Genomic DNA, 21,954 nt, shown 5'->3' with positions numbered 1-21,954 from the left:
AAGAATGGCTCTTGTTCGGCTGTTAATATTTAGTGATTCAGCGGAGTGTCCCAGCCTACAGTGAAAATCTTGTGACCAGGGACGATCGTTTTTCCTGTTCCGTTCTCCCCAAGGATATTCCCAGATTTGACTTCCAGCACATTACTCTCATACAGACTAGATATCAAGGGAGTGTTTATTTCCAATTCAACCGGCGTGTCAATAAGATTGTACCAACGAGCAACCCAGTTGCCGTGTGACTCTTCCACTTTCAGATTGGAGAAAGCAAGGCTTGATCCAGTCCACGCAAGGAAGTTATGCGTCTGCGGCAATGTCCCTTGTTGAAGCTTGGTTTGGCATGCGGTTAGCGGCACTTGGAACCCATACGCTTCTCTATAGGCGTGGAATCGCTCCTGTTCACCACCATATGGAATGATCATCCATTCTATCTCGCTTGGACCTAAGCACTGAGCATCCGGAGTTGGGAATACGCCCCAGTCCCCGAGTTCGCCAATTGCACGCAGGAGCGTTACGGCAACGGTATTCCGGCCATCCCGAAGAATCTCGTACTCGTTTAAGCCTTTATTTGCGATTGTAAGTCCTCTGGTACGGTCATGAACATCAACAAATGCTTGTTGGTGCTGGCAGTTGCTAGGGTTTTGCCACTCAATCGACGGTTGCGTGCTGCGCTCTGCAAGTTCAAAGACAGAATCGGCAAAATGAACATTCGATTGGGCATCCGATGGAAATAACACACGCAACCGGTGGTTCTTCGCAAGGTTATGGAAAGAAGCCTGCATGCGAATAGCGGTCGCTGAACGCTCAAGGCTAACTCTCGTAACAATCGTAAGCGGAATAAGCGCAGTGGAACGACGGGATTGTCGATGGAGAAACGACACCATCGTATCGATTTCTTTCTGCAGCTGCTCGTCAGCACCGACAGGAATTTGCAGCGTCTGGATGATTTCGATTGTAGCGCGATAAGCGTTATCTTCAATAACTTTGATTTGCGCGGGTAAGCCTTTTGTCGTGATTGGCGTATCGCCATTAGGCTGCTTGAAAATATACTCATTGCCGATATCGCCAACATCTTCATAATGGCCCATGTCCGTGTATGTTTGTCCACTCCGTTTATCCATTATCGTAAGACTTCCATCGAACCCGATGGATACTCGAAGGCTGCCGTTTTCCAGCGTCGCTGGACCTTTAACCATCGATTGAAGGGGCTGTGTGTTTGTATCTGATAATACCTGCTGAGGAATCCATGCGAATGCCGAATAACCCATCGACGGTATGTTAGCAGCTTCAAATGTAAGTCGGATGACACGCGCCATGTAAGGCTGTCTGAACTTATCATCGGGGAGGTCATACCCGAATCGGGGGCCCAGATCTTCGATCGTGTACGCGACATCGGAACCGTTCGGATCAACAAGGCGCCCACCGATCTCCGTTCCCTCCTCGACGAGACGGGCAGCATCAGCAGGAGACTTGCTCGTCTTGAAATATTGGCGGGAGAGCTCCAAATCGATAGTGACGATACCTGATCCCTCATAACCGCTTGTATTGTAAACAACAAATGGAACAGCATTGTCACTAATCGATCGGAATTTAGAGGTGTCAACTTGACGGCTTATATAATCAGTACTCTCTTTGGCAATGTAGTCAGCGACCTGCATACTTTTGTCAAACCGGGTTTTCATCTCGTGGTAGACCTCGTCTACACTGCAGCCGCATATACTGTCATGCGGATGGTTTTGCATTAACAGCTTCCAAGCATAGGTGAACATAGCGTGAGGATATGGTTTTCCCAACGCTTGCGCCAATGCAGCTAGCGGTTCGGCTATCTTCTCCAGCAGGATCTGGTTTCGCTGGTTCATCTGTTTGATATACACGCGTGCAGAAGCTGTGTTCACAAGGGTATACCAGCCGTCTGTACGTTGTCCGCGTAGTTCGCCTTTAATGGAGCTTAGCGAATCAGGGAGTTCATGTTGTACGGCCTTAACATAGTCATCTAAATTCGAATGTATGAATTCGTACTCGGGGTACAGCTCTCGAGCTGCCTTGAGCGCTTCAGTCAGATCAGACTGGGGCGGCTGATGATCGCAGCCATTCATTAATAATAGGTGCCGAGTAGAGGCGTACTTCAGCGCATTCGGAATGGCTTTCTCCCAGAACAGCTGAGCGTTCTCCTTATCTACGGGAATCTCCATGCCATTGTTATACCAATTGGCAAACAAGATTCCAAGAACCTGGGAACCGTCTGGCGACTCCCATTGCAGCTCTGAGAACGGCGACTCTAATTCCGATGCCTCGGCAACTTGATTGTTAAAGCCCGTTGCTTTCACGCCTCTTCCGAATATGGCGTTCGTGATGCCTGCTTGATGGAGTATTTGTGCAGCTTGACCCATATTGCCAAACGAGTCGGGGAAATATCCGATCTTGGATACGTCGCCGAATGCCTTCGCATCGCGGTGGCCAATTTGCAGATTTCGCAGGTTAGCTTCCCCGCTAGTCAGAAACTCATCCTGCAGAACGTACCAAGGACCTGTGGATAGCTTGCCTTGCTGGCAAAGCTCTATGAGCTTTTCTCGTTTCTCAGGGTAAATTTGCAGATAATCATCCAGAATAATCGTTTGGCCATCCAAATAGAAGCTATGATAATCGGGGTCTTGCTCCATGATTTCGAGAATGCTGTCCATTGTTTTGATCAATCGCATATGATGGGCTTCAAATGGCATGTACCACTCTCTGTCCCAATGCGTATGCGGAATAATATGGATCGTCGTTTTTGCAGTCGCCATCGTTGTACCTCTTTCATTTTGTAATTTTCTACAAAAGTATAGTCGATTGCGGAAAAAATGATAATGAGATAAAACAAAACTTTAAGGGGAGATATTATCGTTCTAATTCAGCTAATCCTGAAAGGTAATGTTTATAATCGTCTCATTGTTTCGGTCATACGAAGCCACTAAGATTAATGGTAAGCGGAATAATTACTTTAAAATAAATCATTAAATCTAGGAGATGACCGTATGATTGAGACACGTATCGGCATAGTAGGACTTGGAAATATGGGGACCGCTCATGCAAAATACTTAATCCAAAATGAGGTTAAAGGAGCCAAGCTAACTGCAGTCGCAGACCCTAGAGAAGAGCGGTTGCAATGGGCGAGGGATGAATGGGGAGAGCAAATCAAAACCTTTGGCGATTCAAAGTCCTTATATCGTTCTGGGGAAGTAGACGCAGTCATCATATGTACGCCGCACTATGATCATCCTGCTGAGGCGATGGATGCATTTGACCAAAACTTGCATGTGTTGATTGAGAAACCGGCAGGTGTCTATACGCGTCAGGTTCGGGAGATGAATGAAAGAGCTGCTGGATGCGATAAAGTATTCGGTATTATGTATAACCAACGTACTAATCCCGTATTTATGAAATTGAAGGATTTGATCGATTCAGGCGAGCTTGGAGAAATCCGCCGAACGAATTGGATTATTACCGATTGGTATCGAACGCAGCATTATTACAACTCAGCAGGTTGGAGAGCAACTTGGGCGGGAGAAGGCGGGGGGGTCTTGATTAACCAGGATCCGCATCAGTTGGATTTGTGGCAGTGGACAACTGGACTTATGCCAGTCAGAGTAAGAGCTTTTTGTCAATTCGGCAAGCATCGCGACATTGAAGTTGAGAACGATGTCACGGCTTATGTGGAATATGCGAACGGCGCCACAGGCGTATTCGTTACCTCCACTTGCGAAGCTCCGGGTACCAATCGTTTTGAGGTAACGGGTGACCGAGGAAAAGTAGTGATTGAAGGGAATCGGCTAACTTTCTGGCGGCTTCGCGTGTCGGAGACTGAATTCAATCGCAACTTCAACGGCGGATTCGGCAGCCCGGAATGTTGGGAGATTGAAGTCCCCATCCATTCAGGCGGTGCCGGGCATGAAGCTATTACCAAGGATTGGATACGTGCCATTAGGGAAGGAACGCAGTTGATCGCCCCAGGTGAAGAAGGCATAAAGGGACTTACATTATCCAATGCTATGCTGCTGTCTACTTGGACAGATAACTGGGTAGAGCTGCCAATCGATGAAGACTTATTTTACAATGAGCTCCAAAAACGGATCGAACAATCGGCCTCGAACAAACAGGTAAATGAACACATCCTTCTGGATCTATCTAATTCGCGGGGGTAATCGAAATGAATAAAATGAATATAGCAGCCCAGTTATACACGGTAAGGGATTATACCAAGAAGGAAATTGACCTTAGAGAGACATTGCGAAAAATTAAGGACATCGGATATGAAGCTGTACAAATTTCGGCCATAGGCCCGATTGCGCCAGAGGTCGTGAAAGTCCTTGCTGATGAGGCCCAGCTGCGTATTTGTGCAAGTCACACTTCCTTTCAACGAATGAAAGAGGATCTTGATCAGGTGATCAAGGAGCATCAATTATGGAATTGCCGTTATGTAGGTCTAGGGGCAATACCAGAACAATACAATTCCTCCCGAGAAGGGTACGAAGCATTTGTGCTAGACTCGGCAGACATTGTGTCGCGTTTGCATCAGGCTGGCCTACAATTCATTTATCACAACCATCGCTTCGAATTCGATAAATTTGGCGGTTCGCGCACAGGGATGGATGTGTTGTTCGAGTCTACAAAACCGGAAGAGTTCGGATTTGAATTGGATCTGTTCTGGGTGCAGGCCGGAGGTGCGGATCCGGCCGATTGGATACAGAAGACTGCGGGAAGGATGGCTGTCGTCCATTTAAAGGATATGGCGATTATTAAGGATCACGCTGTTACTGCAGAGATCGGGGAAGGCAATATGAATTACGGCAAGTTGATTCAAGCCTGCCGGGATACCGGTGTTGAATGGTATGTAGTCGAACAGGATGAATGCCGACGCGACCCATTTGAGAGCTTGGCTATTAGCTATCGCAACTTGCAAGCCTATTTATAATTCCGTTGACATTATAACAACCTTGAGGAAAATGCCAATTCCTCAGGGTTGTTTGTGTTGTTTACAAATGCCCTAGTAGAAACTAATATTGGCTTATTGCTAAGCCTTTGCACACTCATATAAGATAGAGGGATATCAGGCTATACAATTTGAAATGCCGGAGGGAATGAAGGGCATGTATCGTGTACTTATTGTAGATGACGAGAAAGAAATCCGCGAAGGTTTGCGGTTAAAGTTCCCTTGGGCTGATTTTGGTGTAGATCATGTTGATACAGCAGAAGATGGCGATATCGCTCTGCGTAAAGTCATGGAGCAGAGGCCGGATCTGATTTTGTCGGATATTAAAATGAATCGAATGTCAGGTCTTGCGTTTATTGGGCAAGTGAACGAGAAATATGGAAATTCGTGCAAAACCGTAGTTGTAAGCGGTTACGATGACTTTGATCTTGTCCGACAAGCCGTTCAGCTTGGGGCCATGGATTACATCTTAAAGCCGATTCATATAGAAGAATTAAATAAAGTTGTGATAAAGGCACTTAATCAAGTTCAGAATGAGCGTAACGACGAACACAATCGACAGCTGCTTGAGAATCAATTGCAGTTGGCCATTCCTAAATTACAAGAGGAGATTATGAGGGAAGTTACGGGAAAACCTTACAATCCCAATTGGCAAACCCAGATGGGGCATCGGTTGAAGAGTGTGGAATTAGACTGGATTCTGCAGGAGCCGTTAGCGCTGATGGTTATCGAAGTGGATGATTTAAAGTCAATCGAATTGGGTCGTGCCTACAGAAATGAGAAAGAGCTCATTTTATTTAGTATAGGCAATGTCGTTGATCAAACCTGTGAAGAAGAATATCAATATCCGTATACGTTGTTCATGGACGAGAAATGCAGGTGGGTTATCGTCTATAACTGCGCGAATAGAGACCTGGAGTCGGTTAAGGAAACGGCGAAAACATGCATTGAAAGAATTAATCGGTATGTCAAAGTGAATGTGAGTATTGGCCTTCATTCCAATATAGGAACGGTGGAATCGTTATTTCATATGCTTCAGAAGACGGGTGACATCCTTGAGCAAAAGGCTGTTTACGGTGGCAATCGCATCCTGATTGATGAAGAAATCGGTGTGGATGCTGAGTTCTCGGAAATGCCGCTCAGCGATACGGATCTCATTTTTGATGTCATTCAATACGCCAGCGAGTCTGAAATTTCCCTAGCCTTGAATGGTTTCAATGAGATGGTCCGTTCTTGGCCGGCCGCTCATATTAAGGATATTCAACAGTGCTTGTTCGAGTGGCTGCTGGAACTGTTCAAAAAAGCGGCACATATAGGATTAAAGGATTTGGAATGGGAACGAAATCCAATTGCCATATGGGAGCGTCTGGAAAAGTACGATACGTTAGAATCACTGCGTAACCAAGTCGAAGTCTTCCTATTGGAGCTGTCCCGCAGCTTGAAACAGCTCAGCAAACCGCAAAACCAAATTATTACGGAAGCGATGAAATATATGAACCGTCATTATGCGGACAACTTGACACTGCAAGGTGTGGCTTCCGAAGTTCATGTAACGCCAGTTTGGCTAAGCAAATTGTTCAAAAAGGAAATCCATCAAACCTTTTTGGAATTTCTAACCTCGCTGCGCATAGAAAAGGCTAAGGAAATGCTAGGTGATGTACGATACAAGATTTATCAAGTTTCGCAAGAAGTCGGGTATCGCGATCCCGTTCACTTTTCCAAGCTGTTTCGTAAAAGTGTCGGACATACCCCTAAGGAATATCGCAAAATAAGGGGCATACAGGATGAATAATAGCATCACACAAAGGGTGATCTCTTTCCGCAATAAAATGATCCTTATTTTTATTTTCATGACGATTATCCCGTTTGTGCTCTTTGCTTATTACGCTCATTTGAAATCAGTCGAAGGGATCTCGCATGCAAACTCCGCATTTGCTATGGATTATACAATTCAGTCGAAAGAAAACTTCGATGGGTATTTAGCGCACCTTAATAATCAGATTAATGATGTAATCGGAAATTCGAAGCTGCAACAATTGTTGGCTGAGGAGCCAAAGACGTCTGCGGACGAAATTGCATTTTCTTCTGAGATGCTTAATCTTGTTTATCAGAATATGCCGTACATTGATGCCTTTCAAGTTCGTGTTGTTCCTATGGTCCCCTCCAAGTACCCGAATTATATGAGTTCTCGCATTCTTAACTTTTCAGGCGATATTGAAAACGAAGCGTGGTTCAAACAGTCTATTCGTTCCGTAACACCTACTTGGCATTTATTCCGGATAGGGGAGAGCCAGCATGCCAAGCCGCTTCTCTCCAAGGTCAAAAGGTTCTCAGGCCTATATGATCAAACACCGCGAGGTATTGTCGTCACCGATCTATCTGATGATCAGCTCAATCGTTACCTGTCTCCTTCTCATCGTATTCAACACCAGCATAATTATCTGATCGATGAGAATGGCATTGTCCTCTACGATTCAGCAGACAACCAATCCACCGGTTCTCCGATTGCTTCGACCGCCTTTCAAAACCTAATCCGCGAGAGCTCTGAAGGCGCTGGAATCTTGGAACTCGATGGGGTATCCAAGCTGGCAACTTATGTGCGTTTAAATGAGGAACCGTGGTTTCTGGTCAGTACGATTCCACTCGATGAACTGACGGGTCCTATTCGAGAAATCAATCGGGTGTTTTTTATGTTTCTTGTCGTTTATCTCATATGCTGCATTGGTGTTGTTTTTTATTTGACAGTGTATTTCACCAATCCGTTGCTTCGGCTTGTTCGATCTATGCGTCGATTGGAATTCGGGGAGTTTCAGCACGTGCTGCCTAATTCAAGAAGGAAAGATGAAATTGGTTGGTTGTATCGTGGCTTCAATAATATGGCTCAAAGAATACAAGAACTAATCGAGCAATCTTTCCGAGCGGAGCGAGCTAAGAAGGAATTGGAATTTCAAGTGCTAAGCCATCAAATCAACCCTCATTTCTTATACAATACCCTGGAATCCATTCGATGGAAGGCTGCTTCTCATCATATGGATGAGATTAGTGAGATGGTTTCATCCCTCGGTAACCTGCTCCGGCTTAGCTTGAACCAAGGAAAAGAGATTACGACGATGGCGAGGGAGATTGAACACGTCAAGGCTTATGTGAATATCGAACAGGCACGGTTAGGTGCGCCAGTTCGAATTCTTTATTCCGTCGAGGAAGGAATAGGAGATTTCCCATTTCTTCGTCTTCTCCTGCAGCCGCTTGTCGAAAATGCGATCCATCATGGCATCCGGAGCAATTTCGATAAAGGAAAAATCATCCTTTCTGCACGAAGGGATGGAGGCGACATTGTGATTGAATTGATGGATAATGGCGAAGGCATTCGCGAGAATGTACTTGCGAGTTTGAATTCGCCTGATGAACATCTGGAGATAACGAAAAGGCGAGGTGTGGGACTTCGCAATGTGAATGAAAGATTGAAGCTTTATTTTGGTGAGAGCTATAAGTTGATTATTGAAAATTCCAATGGTACGAAAATTATTCTAAGGCACCCGATCATGGAGAAGGATGAGCAAGAGGGGAAGCTGGTGCCGTGAATATTAGTGTCAAAGCATCTTCTTCTGAGACAGTCCAGGCAGATTCACTGCTTGGACTGTTTTTGTTCGTAGATAAGAAAGTATAAGTTGTATACTTTTGCTTCGCATCTACCTTGACAAACGCGCTCGTCCTAAAAGGACGACGAAGTCGTTTATCCTTGTGGCAATAAGCCAATACAGCACCACAAAGTTTAAATCTAACTCATGTTACTTGCTTAGGGGAAGTACTATTATTTAAGTATAACAACGAACTAAGAGAGGACATGACAATGAGTGTAAGCGCGGTCAATGGAAAAACCGGATTAAACGTCAAGCATCCAAGCAAGCGAAGGGGCATACTTTCAACGTTAAAAAAGCAAAAGTTCCTATTCTTGTTGCTATTGCCTGGGTTCATGTATTTTCTGATTTTTAAATATGGTCCGATGTATGGCATTATTCTTGCTTTTAAAGACTACAACCCGCTAGAGGGGATATTAGAAAGTCCTTGGGTAGGTTTGAAGTATTTCCGCCAGATGTTTGAAATGAAATACTTTTGGACCGTTACGGGGAACACTTTGAAAATTAGCCTATTGAAGATTCTCGTAGGTTTTCCTGCACCGATCATTTTCGCTTTATTGTTGAATGAGCTCGTTTCTAACAAATTTAGGCGAATTGTTCAAACGATTTCAAATCTCCCACACTTTCTTTCCTGGATTATTGTAGCTGGTTTGGTTTTCCAAGTTGTATCACCCAGCTATGGTGTGTACGGATTCGTGTGCGATTTATTCGGCTGGAAGCCTCAAGTATTGTTGGGTGACAGCAAATCCTTTCTGCAAATATTACTGGTTTCTAATGTATGGAAGGAAATCGGGTATAGCAGCATCATCTATTTAGCGGCAATTGCCGGGATCAACACAGAAATGTACGAATCTTCTGTCATCGATGGCGCAGGACGGTTTAAACAATGCCTCTATATCACAATTCCTAGTATTTTGCCTACCATATGCATGCTCTTTGTTCTCGGGCTCGGAGGAATTCTGGATGGCGGATTCGATCAAATCTTTAATCTTTATAATGCCATGGTCATGCCTACAGCTGATATCATTGATACCTTTGTGTATCGAATCGGCTTGGTTGAAATGCAATATAGCTTTTCAACTGCAGTTGGCATAGCAAAAAGCGTGATTGCTCTCGTACTTGTATTGGTTGCAAACTGGATCGTTGGTAAGCTTTCAAACTATACGGTCTTCTAGCTTTAAAGAAATAAAGGAGACATCTACATGAAAAAAAGCATAGGAGCAAGGGTATTTGACATATGTAATGTCGCATTAATGGTATTTATATGCTTGTCTGTTGTTTTCCCGTTTGTGCAGCAAGTCGTTATTTCCATTAGTCCGCCAAATGAATCAAGCAAAATCGGTCTTCACCTGTTTACCAAGAACGCCAACGTAGATTCCTATAAGCAGATATTTGCTGCGGGATCTATGTTGCAAGCCTACTACTGGACAATTCTGCGTACAGTTCTGGGAACTACGCTCACTGTTGTTGTTTCCGCAATGCTCGCCTATCCGCTCTCAAAGAGATATCTGTTTGGAAGAAAAATCTGGATGGGTTTGATTGTTTTCACGATGTTTTTCGGGGGCGGATTAATTCCAACCTACTTGCTTATCAAAGATCTCCATATGCTAAATACGATATGGGCATTGGTATTGCCCGGGCTTTGCAGCGCCTACACGATCGTAATCATAAGAAATTTCTTTACATCTTTACCTGTTGAAGTTGAAGAGAGCGCTCACATCGATGGCGCCAACGATATCACCGTATTCTTCAGAATCGTGCTGCCGCTTTCTGCGCCAATTATAGCTACCGTCACGTTGTGGTCTTTGGTAGGGCAATGGAATGCTTGGTTCGACGCTATGATTTATATCTCCAATGGCAAAATAAAAGTATTACAGATCCTCCTTAGAGATGTGCTTAATAATGCGAATGATGCTTCGATGGCGAGTCTTTGGGGAATAGACAATGTAGATATGTCTGGACAAAGATACACAGCAGAATCGGTTAAGGCGGCAATCCTGCTAGTGACGACCCTTCCGATCCTCATGGTGTACCCTTTCCTGCAAAAGTATTTTGTCAAAGGGATTATGATTGGTGCTGTTAAAGGCTAATTGCAGCTTCAACGTTTTTACAACATAAATTTACATCTCGTAAAGGGGAAAACAAAGATGAAAAAAGGTAAATGGCTTTCAGCTTCACTTACTGTGCTTACGGCAAGCGCGATTGTTGTCACGGGTTGTTCGTCGTCCAATAATGTTAAGAGTTCAAGCGAGCCCAGCCAGACCAATCAGGCCAATCAGACCAGCCAGCCCAAAAAAGATTACTCAATCGAAGTATTTACGACACGGATTCAACCTGATCCCAATTCTGAAGTGATGAAAAAAGTTAATGAAAAGCTGGGTCTCCATTTAAAAATAACCGCCGTTCCTGATGATGATTATGATACCAAGCTGAACCTTTTCCTTGCATCTGGCGAGATGCCAGATATGTATGGCGGCAATCTATCCAGCACGGATGCTCTATTCAACTCTGCTGCAGATTTGACAGAAGATGAAATCAAGACATATGCCCCTAATGTCTATGCGTCATTTGTCAGCAGGGCAGGCGCTCAAAAAGACCAAATTCTCCAAGCCTTCTCTAAGAATGGCAAACTCAAAGGGTTTAGTAATGGTAATCTAGGCAATTCTTTGCCCTATGGCGTTGTCATCCGTTCGGATATTTTGGCTGAGCTTGGCGTCAGTATGCCAAAAACAATCGCAGATTGGGATGTTGTATTGAAAAAGTATAAGGAAAAATATCCGAACAATTACCCGATCACTGTCCAAAATGGAGGAGACTCCCAGGCGATGTATTACTTCCTGGCTGCTTATGGGGTAAGACGCGACGCATGGATCTATAAGGACAAGACGCTTCAATTCGCTCCGTTTATGCCAGGCATGAGAGATGCGCTTATTCAGTTAAGCAAATGGTATAAAGCCGGTTATATTAACCCTGAATATTATACCTTGTATAAAAATTCATCCGCACCGGGGAATGAATTTACCAAAGGAAATGCGCTCTTTTATCAATACTACAATACGACTCTTCAAATCAATCCGCCTTATAATGAAGGAAGTATTGGCGCTAACTTGCTGGCTAATAACCCGAAAGCCAAGATTGAATGGGTGCCATTCCCAACCTTGGGTGACGGAAGCAAGGGGATTGTTGCCAATGCTCCAATGTTTAGCAATATCACCTTCTTTAGCAAGAAATTAGAAAAAGATAGAGATAAGCTGCATGCTGCGCTGACGGCATGGGATAAAATTTATAGTGATCCAGAGTTGTTCACGCTCGTAAAGTATGGACTGAAGGATGTTCATTATACGATGGTTGATGGCGCTATTGTTACCAAACAAGAGTTCTCAACGAATGATGCGAAAGCTAAGGAAGGTTTCGGATGGCCATTCAACAGCCAGTTTGATCCGACGGATGCAGTGAATAAAGCCGTTCTTCCGCCTTATGTTCAAGAAAATAGACAGAAGCTGCTCTTTGATGATAACGGATTATACAGTAAGAAAAATGTTGATTATCTGGCTTCAACGGATAAACCGGCTGTAGGCGGCCAGATTACGTCCGAATCCGGCGAAAATCTTGGCATTAGGAACCAAACGTACTTGACCCAATGGAACACCATGTTTACATCCGTAATTGTTGGCGGGAAAAAAATCGAAGATTTCGATAGCTTTATTACGGATTGGAAAAAACAAATAGGCGATGATTTGGTTAAGAATGCCAACAGATTGTACAACAAGTAGGTCAAAGAAAGGGCTGCAGAGCGATCGCTTTGTGGTCCTTTTTCAGTAGATAAGAAAGTATTAGTTGTATACTTTTGCTTCGCATCTACCTTGACAAACGCGCTCGTCCTGAAAGGACGACGAAGTCGCTTATCCTTGTGTTAGGTCAGCATTGCAACTGCTATAATAGGAATAGCTGATAAAGGGAGAGGTAGGCAATGAAGAACATACAGGTTAAAGTATCGCTTATACTCAGCTCTGTTCTAATGTCCGGAATGCTGCTAGCCGCTTGCACGAACAATGGGACAATAAGCAGCATCAACACCTCGGAAACTCTCCAAAGCGCGGCTGGCAGCAAGGAACAAGAGGTTAGTTTAAAGTTCTATTTCGCTGGAGATAGGAAAGCGGCGACAGATGAAGTTTGGTCCGCAGTCAGCAACCATGTTAAATCAAAAGGACTTAATGTCAAATTCGATATCAATTTTATCCCGCTGGGTGACTTTAAAGAGAAAATGCTGGTGATGGCCGCAGCTGGCGACACATGGGACATGAACTTTGACGGCAGCTGGCTGTCCTACAATCTGATGGCTGCCAAGGATGCTTACATGGGACTGAATGAACTGCTTCCGAAGTACGCTCCGAATCTCTACAAGAAATATCAGGATCAGGGAACGTTGGCAGCCGCAACTGTACAAGGGCAAATTGTTGGATTGCCTTGGACGATGCGGATGAACCAGCGTCAATTTGCACTATGGCGATCCGATATGACCGAGATAGCGAACATTAATCCAGCGCCGAATTCGATCAAAACGATAGAGGATGTTGATCATCTCTTATATCAAATTAAACAAGCGTACCCGAATGAAAAAATAGTGCGCGTTGGATCGCGTGTCATCTACCAGCTTCGCGATGAATGGGTCGATCTTGGATTCCATAAGCTTGGCTTCTATCTGAACGATCCCAAGGTAACCATAAAGCCAGTCGAACAGCAACCGTTCTATAAAGAAGCAGCTGCCATGACCAAGAAGTGGTATGACGATGGGATTATTAATCGGGACGCGATGATTGATAAGGAAGACGGCGCTATCCAGTGGCGTAACGGCAAGTCGTTAATTGGGTGGAGCTCCCACGAATGGGTCAAAGCCAACCAAGGATTTGCCGATCCTTCGTACAAGATTCAGAGTTCCCTGCTTTACCCTGATAAAAAGTATGTGAACCGTACCGCTTTAGCGAATGTGGTTGCGATTAACAAAAACTCCAGAAATCCGGATCGTGTTCTTCGATTCTTGGATATGCTGGAAACGGATCAAACCTTATACGACCTTGTCCAATACGGGATTGAAGGTAAAACCTATGAGATTAAAAATGAAGGTGCGGAGTATCCGGAAGGAATGAAAAATACAACAAGCAATTACATGGAATGGGGCGGTCAATGGGCGCTCTGGAAACCACAATTTATGAGGCCGGATCCGTCTTACGACAAAGATTTCTGGACGAAAGAAGCTGAATTTGCCAGCCAGCCGAACAACATCAATTCGCCGCTAGACGGATTGTTCATTATCGAGGATAAAATCAAAAACCTGCTCGCTAAACGTGACCAAGCGGTCACAGAGTTTGACAGGCCGATTGAATACGGTAATATCAAAAGCTTGGATGCTGTTGATAGCTATATTGAGAAACAAAAAGCGAATGGACTCGATGAAATTATTGAGGAAGTGCAAAAGCAAGTGGATGTTTTTCTTGCCGCAAAAAAATAAAAGAAGCAGTTCCTGTTTCGAAGAAAACGAATCAAAGCCTCCAATCCAACGTTAATCAACGTGGGAATGGAGGCTTTGGCATTTCCTAGTCTAGGAATGGGATGACGGTAATACTTTTAAGACGAATATCGCCATTGCTGGTTGTAAATCTAATGCTGTTGTCATTGCCTGGCTTTAACTGAACCGTAATACTGGCGCGGCCGGTAAAGTCCGACGGACTGCCTGTCGACAGAGCGTTAAGCAAGGAGAGATCTTCCCTGTTAACGGTCAGATGCAATTTGGCCAGATGTTCTGTAGTCGCATATCGTATGTAAATCGCCGCCCTGCCGCCTTGAGCTCCGTCGACTAGATCGTACTGACAATAGGAGTCACCTACGGTACTATTTTCCGCGGAGTAAGTTTTGCCGTTAGGATTAGGCGCTGGTGTGGACGTTGGGGCTATTGGCTGTGGCTGGATGCCCCCCTTGGTCTGAATAACGGTTTGAATCGTTCCGTCTTCGTTGAAAAACAGTTGATCCATACACACGCTTCTTAGGTTGCCTTGACCCGAAATAGCTTGGTTATGATAGAACATATACCATTGCCCCTTGAATTCCGCCACGGAGCCGTGGGAAGTCGAACACCCCGTCGGCTCAAGGAAGATGCCGCGATACGCCCACGGACCAAGAGGGTTCGAGCTGGTAGCGTATCTCATGCGGTTAAGGTTATCCAGATTGTCGGAATATGTTAAATAGTAGAGACCGTTTCTCTTGAACACCCAAGCGGCTTCATGGAAATCCTCCAGCCCTTCCATATCGTGCATCTCCGTCTTGAGGGAAATCATATCGTCGTTCAGCTCGCCGCCTGCACACCTGCCTCCGCCGCCGTAATACATATAAGCTCGCCCGTCGTCATCCACCAATACACACGGATCGATCATCGCGAACCCGCCAAGCCCTTCGATGTAACCCTGGTCGGTAAAGCCGCTTGCGGGATTTCGACTTGTTGCGACGCCCATTTTCCATGAATCGTTCCAATTAGAACCGCTTGGATGCGGGTAATAAAAATAATAGGTCCCATTTTTAAAAGCACAGTCAGGCGCCCACATAAATCCGCCTTCCGATCTGCCCCATGACACGTCGTCTGATCGGAGAATTTCTCCTTCATCTAGCCAGTTCACCATATCCTCCGATGAGAATACATGATATCTGTCCATCAGATCGCAGCCTCTTGCCGGGTCCATATCATGAGAAGCATAGATGTAAACTTTACCGTCCTCCCAGACGTGGGCAGATGGATCAGCGGTGAATATCGTCGTAATAATGGGATTCTGTGATGTTTCCTTCAGGAAATCTGCGGGAATGCCTGCATTTCTAATCATTATGATCCTCCGGTAGTTTTTGAATTATGATTTGCTTTCCTCAGCATAACTCGAATAATACGGTGGACACCATGGGGCGTTATTAAACTTTATAGGCGGATTAAATACATAATGTTGGAAGTAGACAATAATTGAGTAGGGGAGGCAACGGGGAGATGTAGTCCCATGGCGATTAAGCTAACTGGAAGTTTAACCCATGAATTCCACGCTTGTCGTCATAATTTTGGTATAATTTAGAAATGGAATTAGGATACCTTAAGGAGGTCCATTATGAACGCAAAACCTAATGTAATTTCAATTGCCGCAGTATCAGGAGGTGGGAAGACCACCATTACCAATCAGCTGCTAGGTAAGTTGAATAATTCAAAAGCATTGTATTTTGATGAATATGATTTTAAGGATTGCCCTGACGACATTTGTGATTGGGTTAGTAGAGGAGCAGATTATAACGAATGGAATCTAGCCCCTTTAATTAAAGACATCCAAGTGCATCTTAATAATAAATCTCTTAAATATATCTTGCTGGATTATCCTTTTGCATATTTGAATAATGCTATTAGTGGATACATTGATTTAACAGTTTTTATTGATACCCCTTTGGATATTGCGATGGCGAGAAGGATTTTGCGAGATTATAGTGAGAATTCTATGAATGATGTGAAAAGTGACTTAAACAACTATCTATTCCGTGGAAGAGATGCTTACTTAGAAATGCAAAGAAACGTAAAACCGAATTCAGATTTTGTGATTGAGGGATTATTACCTGTTCCTTTAATTGTTGATCATTTCCTTAAAGAGTTAAGTCACAGAAGTTTGTAACTATAGGGCGTTGCGCTAACGAGGAACTTTGATGTAACGGCAGGTTAGCGTGGTGATAATGGGTATCATGAGAAACTTATTGCGTTTTAAAATATTCCAAGTGTTGAAGCGAGGCAAGCAACTCTAAAAGTAAAGGGGGTACTACAGGTTTGATATGGCAAGATTTATTTTTGAATCGTAAGGTTACAAGACAGGAATTATTGCTAGGGCTAAAAAATGTATTTAACGTAGAAGAATTCCAAATATTCTTTACGGACAGTACCTGGAACCAAACAATCCCAGGATACGTTAAGGTACTTTGCCTAACATATATATGTAAGGCGGAATTCTCTTTACGAATAACCATATACTTAAGGGACCATCAGTTAATACCTAAGAATGATGTTCTAATAGTTGGGAAACTATGTGAGCTATTGAAGTGTCATTGTTTAATTAGTGATGTAGGTGATAATCCTTATTCCATGATTCAGATCAAAAATAGTGAATCATCAGAACGAGTTTTTATTCAATTAGATAAATATGAAGAATGTATTGATTATGAACTGCTATAGTGTATTAGTAATAACAAGTTAACCGCAATGAATAATAGAGGAGTTTAATTTATGTTTTTATTTGAACAGAAATTAGAGAGATATATAGAAGCTTCAAAAGACCTATTGGCAGTTGAAGGAATTGATGAAGTATTGCATTATTTTCGTCATGATGAGTATGAAATGGCTTTTGAAGGTTTGTTAATTGAGCTTACGAATATCAGAAAGTATCCATCAAATTTTGATTATTCAGAATGGAAGGAACTTGGGGAACATTATAGACTTGATAAAGAGGTCGTATTTGATAATTCTATTTGGGAAAAGTTTATTTATTGGGGTAAATCATATTCTGGTAATTCATTAAACTAACGATGACGTAGATTCAAGTAATCGATGAGACGAAGAACAAGGACCTTCTGAAACTGGCTCGGCACGTCGCGGTCGCAGAACGAGTCTGGCTGTCCCGTTGCAGGGCAAGGGCAGCGCGCAATATTCGTTGTGGGAGAAGAGGAAGACCTGATTGCGATCCGGACGATGTTCGAAGAAAACATCAAGCAATATCATGTCTATATCGAAGGGCTCGAGGAATCCAAGTTGGACGAGATGATCGACTATGCTAACCAGAGCGGGGTTCCGTTCCGAACGTCCGTCCGGGACATCCTGTTGCAGGTCCTTTTACATGGGCAATATCACCGGGGACAGATCAACCGGGCACTACGGATCGAATCGGCAGAGCCTGTCCAAGTCGATTACATCACGTTCGCGAGGCTCTAACAGGGTCTAATAACTACCATCGGAATGGGACTGGCATTGAACTAATGGGCAGTTTAGTTTGAATGTGAAATGCTGAACTGTATCCTAAATAAGGAAATTTTTTTTAGATGAACCTTATGCGGTGCATGGGGTTGAATATGTGTGTATGTGCGTTGGTGTCCTATCGAATGCCTTACTTCTTCAAAGGTTCGAACGTGCTCCAGAAGGTGAGATACCATAATATCGCTTAAATAACTTACTAAAGGTGTAAATGTCGGCGTATCCAAGTGCTGTAGATACATCAGTAACGGTCATAGTTGTCTCTTTCAGTAAATGCTTTGCTCTCTCCATCCGTAGCATGGTAATCGTCTCCTTCAAAGATAAGCCCGAGAATCTCTTTAGAATTAAGCTTAGATAGCGGGGAGTAAGACCCGTGCTCGCTGCCAATGTCTGATAATCGGTTGGCTCCGACAATCTCATACGGATTTCATTGTGAACTCTCCGCACGATATGCTCATAATAGTAACTCCTTGTAGTCTCATCTTGCTGGGCTAATTCCTTTCCCCACCTGGTCATAATCAATTTAAGCAATAGATTTAACTCTTCATCCTCCGGTTGATTTTGCCAAGCAACCAAATCAACCAATTGTTGAAGAAGAGGCTCCAACCAGTACGGATCCTTCACGGATACGAATCGTTGATCAGGAAGAGGCAGCTCCGTTTCTAAATGATCCACTACTTTGTATGTTTTGAAGTGACCAAAGATAACTGTAAGGGGATCTTTCGGGTCATGAATAGCTCGAATATTATCGCTAGGACGAAAGATGAAGAATGTTCCAGGCAGAACCTCATGCTGTCTCCCGTTTAACCATAACATCCCTTGCCCAGATTTGTTATACCATAAATCATAGTCGGTTAACGGTGCTGGTTGCCAGGACCAGTTCGGTTCGCATTTCACTTTTCCAATGCTTCCACTTTGAACAAAATAATAGTTGTCCAAAAAAGATTCTTTTCTCATTACAGCCACCTTCAATCTCCATATGCATTTAAGTACAAATATTTAATCAGTGCTCCCATCCATATATTTTACTTAAATTGATATGATTCATTCAAGGACATAAATTCAAAACTGATGGAGGGCTTGTATATGTTGATGATGGAATTAAGTGCGGAAGAGATCAATAAGGTGATGTATCAATATGATAAATTGCATGTAAGTCTAAATGGGGTAAATGAGATTTCGGATGCAATAGTTCGTAATTACAAACAACTAGGTTTTATTTCATCTAATCATATTCTGAATGACGATGAAGTGAGAAACAGTATTGATTCAATTATGCAATTAACCATGGATGCTAAAGGCGCAAGGTTACAATTTTCCAAGACGGAGAGCGAGTTACAAACCATAGAGGAACGAGAATTGGCATTGCGTAAAGTTTATGAATTTGTAGCCGTAGATGAACAACTTCGCAGCATTGCCTATCATCCGAGTATCATCGGAACGATTTCTAGAATTTTTGGAGAAGATCCAAAGCTGGTACAGGATATGGCACTTCTCAAACCACCTCATGGTGGCGGTGAGAAGCCATGGCATCAAGATATGGCTTATGGTCCACTTACCTATTCAAAGGCAGTTATTGGAGTATGGATTGCACTGGATGAAGCAACGGTCGATAATGGTTGTATGCATGTTATTCCACAATCGCATCAGGAAGGTGCTACACCACACTATGCGGTCAGGGATTGGCAATTATGTGATTCCCAAGTGCCTGTGGAAAAGGATATTTTGGTGCCGTTAAAGCCAGGAGGCGCATTGTTCTTCCACGGTTTGCTTTATCACGGAACGCCATCTAACTTCTCTTCGATGCGCCGCAGAGCCTTGCAGTTTCATTATGCTCCAGCATCAGCTGAGCGTTTAGGTCCAAAGGAGTACAAGCGTATGTTCACAAATGATCTCACGGGGGCAGAATGCTAGAGGGAAAAATACGACTTTCCGTTACAGACATTAGTGCCAAAGCTACTATTTAAATACAGATGTTTGTTTATTAAACTAACGGGAGACTATAGTTTAATATCACAGGGGCTGCCGCGTTGCAGCCCTTTTCCCAACGGGCAGAATAGTTTAGTAAAAGAGGACAATTGAAGATAAAAGCGAATATCTATTGGGATAATGACTATAGGATATAAAGTAGGGTGATTGGGTTGGACCTAATATTCATATCAATTGTTATACTGTTGATCATCATGGTGTTTATGCTGTTGAGCATTAATATATTTATGTCACGTCAACTAAAGCAAAATAAAGCACTTGAAGATGCTATTTATAGACTAATTGAAATCACAAAAATAAACCAAAGAAAATGACTATATCATTAACCTAACGAGAAACTAAAGTTCATGCTCAAGACAACGGCAGCCGGTATTCGATCGGCTGCCGTTGTCCGTTGATGTAACGGGCAGTATTGCTGAGTGAAAATCATTGAATATATTATCATTTCTGTGCATAATTATTCCAATCTACTAAATGGGAATTGCTTGTGCACATCAGATTAGATTTAGTTGTGTTGCACGCAAATAATCGTGTAGGAGTTGATTGCAATGAATCTTGTTTGTGAATCGCAATTTATTAACGATTACTTGATCGTGACAGAAGAGATTGATTATGATCATTACTTGATTGCTGAATTGACTTCCAAAATGGAAGCCTCGTCACAAGATCAAGTGGATTTTATTAAAAAATCTTATGAATATGTCCGTGACGAAATTGATCATTCTTGGGATATCCAGAGTTCTAGAATAACTTGTTCCGCGTCGGAAACATTGATTCATGGGGAAGGCATCTGCTACGCAAAAGCTAACCTATTATGTGCAATATTACGAAGAGCAGGCATTCCCTCTGGCTTCTGTTATCAGCGTCTTACGATAGGGGACACACCAGAGACAGGCTAATGTATCCATGCATTAAACGGCGTTTATGTTCAGAATTTGGAAAAGTGGATCCGCTTGGACCAAAGAGGCAATAAACCTGGAATTCACGCAGAGTTCTCATTGTATGAAGAAAAACTTGCTTTTCCTATCCGAGAAGATTATGACGAGGCTGATTATTTGACCATATACAAGTCCCCGAACGCTAAGACCATTGGAGCGTTAAAAAGCAATACTGACTGCATAAATATGTATCTCCATGGTCTACCTGATCATTTGTGATCATTAAGTTAACGAGGAACGATAGTATAAGCATTTCCAAATGACGGTCTTGTAAAGAAAATAAGACCATAAAAGGGTGAACGTTAAGGGAGTGGATCAGGTGGTGGATTCAAAGCCTTTAGGGTATTTTGTTTTCACAGTATTGGGAATGTATTTTTCATACAAAGGCTTAATGGGATTGTTAACTGGGAAGATAGTACTTGCCTCAAGATCAGGGGGGACGTTTCCCCCCATTTTCTCCCCAGATTCTATATCTATATCATTATTTTTTTTAATCTTTGGATTAGTTTTTACCTTTTCAGGCGTTCGCGGGATAATTAAATTAATTAATAATAGAAGAAAATAACCATAAAAAACAAAGCAAGGCGACCTGTAGCTTCACTGGCGAGAAAGATTATGAATCTTTGAGCTAACGGGAGACGATAGTTCAACCATAGCAGGGAGCAGACCACCATGGTGCTGCTCTCTACTCCATTAAAGTAACGGGCAGTTTAGTTCCAATATGTGTTAATGTAGAAACGGTTGAATTGTAAGTTAAATTCCTGTGAAGGAGAATGTAGAGTGGAAGAAAAACGGGAAATACAACAAATAACAGATAATAACAAAGAACAATTTGTAAACTTATTTAATTATTATCTCTATGAGCTTTCAGTTTACTCACAGGAGGATATCGGACCAGAAGGCACATTCGATATGGAAGATATCTCGCCATATTACAGGGATGTACGGTTGTATCCTTACTTTATTAAGCTTAATGAAAAAATCGTCGGGTTTATCCTCGTTACTTCCCCTCCTTATGTTGCAGAAGATGTGGACTATTCGGTGCAGGAGTTATTTGTATTGCCCAAATATAGAGGCACGAATATTGCCAAAGATGCTGTCATGCAAATTTTTAAAATTTTTTCGGGTCGGTACGATGTGGGTATGTTCAAATCGAATGTAAGAGCGGTCAAATTCTGGACAAAGATGCTGTCATCACTTGATATTCCTGTCGTTGTGGAAGAAGGCTTTATTGAGATTAAAGGAAATGTAATACAGACGATAGGTATGAAATTTACGGTATCCGATATGAAGTTACGGTTATAAATAAGAATTGGGAGCAAATCGCATGCAAAACAATTGCAAACTAATTTTGGTGGAAGGGTTGTGTGGGACGGGCAAATCGACGTTAGC

16 protein-coding genes are annotated in these 21,954 nt (G+C 43.0%); 13 read left to right on the top strand and 3 right to left on the bottom strand.

Going from position 1 to position 21,954, the window contains the following annotated elements:
- Positions 1–29: 29 nt before the first annotated feature.
- On the bottom strand, positions 30–2,780 hold the full coding sequence (locus tag BC351_RS19930; RefSeq protein ID WP_079414489.1) for an alpha-mannosidase: 2,751 nt from the start codon (positions 2,778–2,780) through the stop codon (positions 30–32).
- A 231-nt stretch (positions 2,781–3,011) separates the two neighbouring features.
- Here BC351_RS19930 and BC351_RS19925 point away from each other — a divergent pair, with 231 nt between their 5' ends.
- The 8 genes from BC351_RS19925 (at position 3,012) to BC351_RS19890 (ending at position 14,113) form a co-directional block, all read left to right on the top strand.
- Positions 3,012–4,178 carry a Gfo/Idh/MocA family protein gene (locus tag BC351_RS19925; RefSeq protein ID WP_079414488.1) on the top strand — a complete coding sequence of 389 codons (1,167 nt, stop codon included), beginning with the start codon at positions 3,012–3,014 and terminating at the stop codon, positions 4,176–4,178.
- 5 nt (positions 4,179–4,183) lie between these two features.
- Positions 4,184–4,948 (top strand): sugar phosphate isomerase/epimerase family protein, encoded by a 765-nt coding sequence (locus BC351_RS19920; RefSeq protein WP_079414487.1) that lies wholly within the window; start codon positions 4,184–4,186, stop codon positions 4,946–4,948.
- A 175-nt stretch (positions 4,949–5,123) separates the two neighbouring features.
- Complete coding sequence (locus BC351_RS19915; protein WP_079414486.1) at positions 5,124–6,758, top strand: response regulator; 1,635 nt, start codon at positions 5,124–5,126, stop codon at positions 6,756–6,758.
- Complete coding sequence (locus BC351_RS19910; RefSeq protein ID WP_079414485.1) at positions 6,751–8,547, top strand: sensor histidine kinase; 1,797 nt, start codon at positions 6,751–6,753, stop codon at positions 8,545–8,547. The genes BC351_RS19915 and BC351_RS19910 overlap by 8 nt, the downstream gene beginning before the upstream one ends.
- Positions 8,548–8,816: 269 nt before the next feature.
- Positions 8,817–9,779: an ABC transporter permease gene (locus tag BC351_RS19905; RefSeq protein ID WP_158082158.1), complete on the top strand. Its 963-nt coding sequence runs from the start codon at positions 8,817–8,819 to the stop codon at positions 9,777–9,779.
- 27 nt (positions 9,780–9,806) lie between these two features.
- Positions 9,807–10,694 carry a carbohydrate ABC transporter permease gene (locus tag BC351_RS19900; RefSeq protein WP_079414483.1) on the top strand — a complete coding sequence of 296 codons (888 nt, stop codon included), beginning with the start codon at positions 9,807–9,809 and terminating at the stop codon, positions 10,692–10,694.
- Between the two features lie 57 nt (positions 10,695–10,751).
- Complete coding sequence (locus BC351_RS19895) at positions 10,752–12,377, top strand: type 2 periplasmic-binding domain-containing protein (RefSeq protein WP_079414482.1); 1,626 nt, start codon at positions 10,752–10,754, stop codon at positions 12,375–12,377.
- 197 nt (positions 12,378–12,574) lie between these two features.
- Positions 12,575–14,113 carry a DUF3502 domain-containing protein gene (locus BC351_RS19890; protein ID WP_079414481.1) on the top strand — a complete coding sequence of 513 codons (1,539 nt, stop codon included), beginning with the start codon at positions 12,575–12,577 and terminating at the stop codon, positions 14,111–14,113.
- 85 nt (positions 14,114–14,198) lie between these two features.
- On the opposite strand, the gene BC351_RS19885 is transcribed toward BC351_RS19890, so the two are convergent.
- Positions 14,199–15,473 (bottom strand): family 43 glycosylhydrolase, encoded by a 1,275-nt coding sequence (locus BC351_RS19885; protein ID WP_079414480.1) that lies wholly within the window; start codon positions 15,471–15,473, stop codon positions 14,199–14,201.
- 270 nt (positions 15,474–15,743) lie between these two features.
- On the opposite strand from BC351_RS19885, the gene BC351_RS19880 reads away from it, so the two are divergent.
- Positions 15,744–16,292, top strand: coding sequence for a nucleoside/nucleotide kinase family protein (locus BC351_RS19880; RefSeq protein WP_079414479.1), 549 nt, complete (start codon positions 15,744–15,746; stop codon positions 16,290–16,292).
- Between the two features lie 602 nt (positions 16,293–16,894).
- On the top strand, positions 16,895–17,191 hold the full coding sequence (locus BC351_RS19870) for a hypothetical protein (protein WP_079414477.1): 297 nt from the start codon (positions 16,895–16,897) through the stop codon (positions 17,189–17,191).
- A gap of 585 nt (positions 17,192–17,776) precedes the next feature.
- On the opposite strand, the gene BC351_RS19860 is transcribed toward BC351_RS19870, so the two are convergent.
- Positions 17,777–18,592 (bottom strand): helix-turn-helix transcriptional regulator, encoded by an 816-nt coding sequence (locus BC351_RS19860; protein WP_079414476.1) that lies wholly within the window; start codon positions 18,590–18,592, stop codon positions 17,777–17,779.
- Positions 18,593–18,721: 129 nt separating this feature from the next.
- On the opposite strand from BC351_RS19860, the gene BC351_RS19855 reads away from it, so the two are divergent.
- The 3 genes from BC351_RS19855 (at position 18,722) to BC351_RS19845 (ending at position 21,867) form a co-directional block, all read left to right on the top strand.
- Entirely contained in the window at positions 18,722–19,549 is an 828-nt protein-coding gene (locus tag BC351_RS19855) for a phytanoyl-CoA dioxygenase family protein (protein WP_158082157.1), read from the top strand.
- A gap of 623 nt (positions 19,550–20,172) precedes the next feature.
- Positions 20,173–20,523 (top strand): transglutaminase-like domain-containing protein, encoded by a 351-nt coding sequence (locus tag BC351_RS44125; protein WP_341866008.1) that lies wholly within the window; start codon positions 20,173–20,175, stop codon positions 20,521–20,523.
- 819 nt (positions 20,524–21,342) lie between these two features.
- Positions 21,343–21,867 (top strand): GNAT family N-acetyltransferase, encoded by a 525-nt coding sequence (locus BC351_RS19845; protein ID WP_079414474.1) that lies wholly within the window; start codon positions 21,343–21,345, stop codon positions 21,865–21,867.
- Positions 21,868–21,954 lie beyond the last annotated feature (87 nt).

The sequence above is a fragment of the Paenibacillus ferrarius genome (assembly GCF_002027705.1).
GTDB lineage: Bacteria > Bacillota > Bacilli > Paenibacillales > NBRC-103111 > Paenibacillus_E > Paenibacillus_E ferrarius.
Note: the sequence above shows the minus strand (reverse complement) of the source record. Positions and strands in the feature narration are given on the sequence as shown.

Excerpts from the sequence above, each read along its gene's own strand:
- BC351_RS19895 (WP_079414482.1), top strand. The coding sequence starts at position 10,752 with ATGAAAAAAGGTAAATGGCTTTCAGCTTCACTTACTGTGCTTACGGCA.
- BC351_RS19900 (WP_079414483.1), top strand. The coding sequence starts at position 9,807 with ATGAAAAAAAGCATAGGAGCAAGGGTATTTGACATATGTAATGTCGCA.
- BC351_RS19880 (WP_079414479.1), top strand. The coding sequence starts at position 15,744 with ATGAACGCAAAACCTAATGTAATTTCAATTGCCGCAGTATCAGGAGGT.
- BC351_RS19920 (WP_079414487.1), top strand. The coding sequence starts at position 4,184 with ATGAATAAAATGAATATAGCAGCCCAGTTATACACGGTAAGGGATTAT.
- BC351_RS19930 (WP_079414489.1), bottom strand. The coding sequence starts at position 2,780 with ATGGCGACTGCAAAAACGACGATCCATATTATTCCGCATACGCATTGG.
- BC351_RS19915 (WP_079414486.1), top strand. The coding sequence starts at position 5,124 with ATGTATCGTGTACTTATTGTAGATGACGAGAAAGAAATCCGCGAAGGT.
- BC351_RS19925 (WP_079414488.1), top strand. The coding sequence starts at position 3,012 with ATGATTGAGACACGTATCGGCATAGTAGGACTTGGAAATATGGGGACC.
- BC351_RS19885 (WP_079414480.1), bottom strand. The coding sequence starts at position 15,473 with ATGATTAGAAATGCAGGCATTCCCGCAGATTTCCTGAAGGAAACATCA.
- BC351_RS19910 (WP_079414485.1), top strand. The coding sequence starts at position 6,751 with ATGAATAATAGCATCACACAAAGGGTGATCTCTTTCCGCAATAAAATG.
- BC351_RS44125 (WP_341866008.1), top strand. The coding sequence starts at position 20,173 with ATGAATCTTGTTTGTGAATCGCAATTTATTAACGATTACTTGATCGTG.
- BC351_RS19860 (WP_079414476.1), bottom strand. The coding sequence starts at position 18,592 with ATGAGAAAAGAATCTTTTTTGGACAACTATTATTTTGTTCAAAGTGGA.
- BC351_RS19905 (WP_158082158.1), top strand. The coding sequence starts at position 8,817 with ATGAGTGTAAGCGCGGTCAATGGAAAAACCGGATTAAACGTCAAGCAT.
- BC351_RS19890 (WP_079414481.1), top strand. The coding sequence starts at position 12,575 with ATGAAGAACATACAGGTTAAAGTATCGCTTATACTCAGCTCTGTTCTA.
- BC351_RS19855 (WP_158082157.1), top strand. The coding sequence starts at position 18,722 with ATGTTGATGATGGAATTAAGTGCGGAAGAGATCAATAAGGTGATGTAT.
- BC351_RS19870 (WP_079414477.1), top strand. The coding sequence starts at position 16,895 with ATGTTTTTATTTGAACAGAAATTAGAGAGATATATAGAAGCTTCAAAA.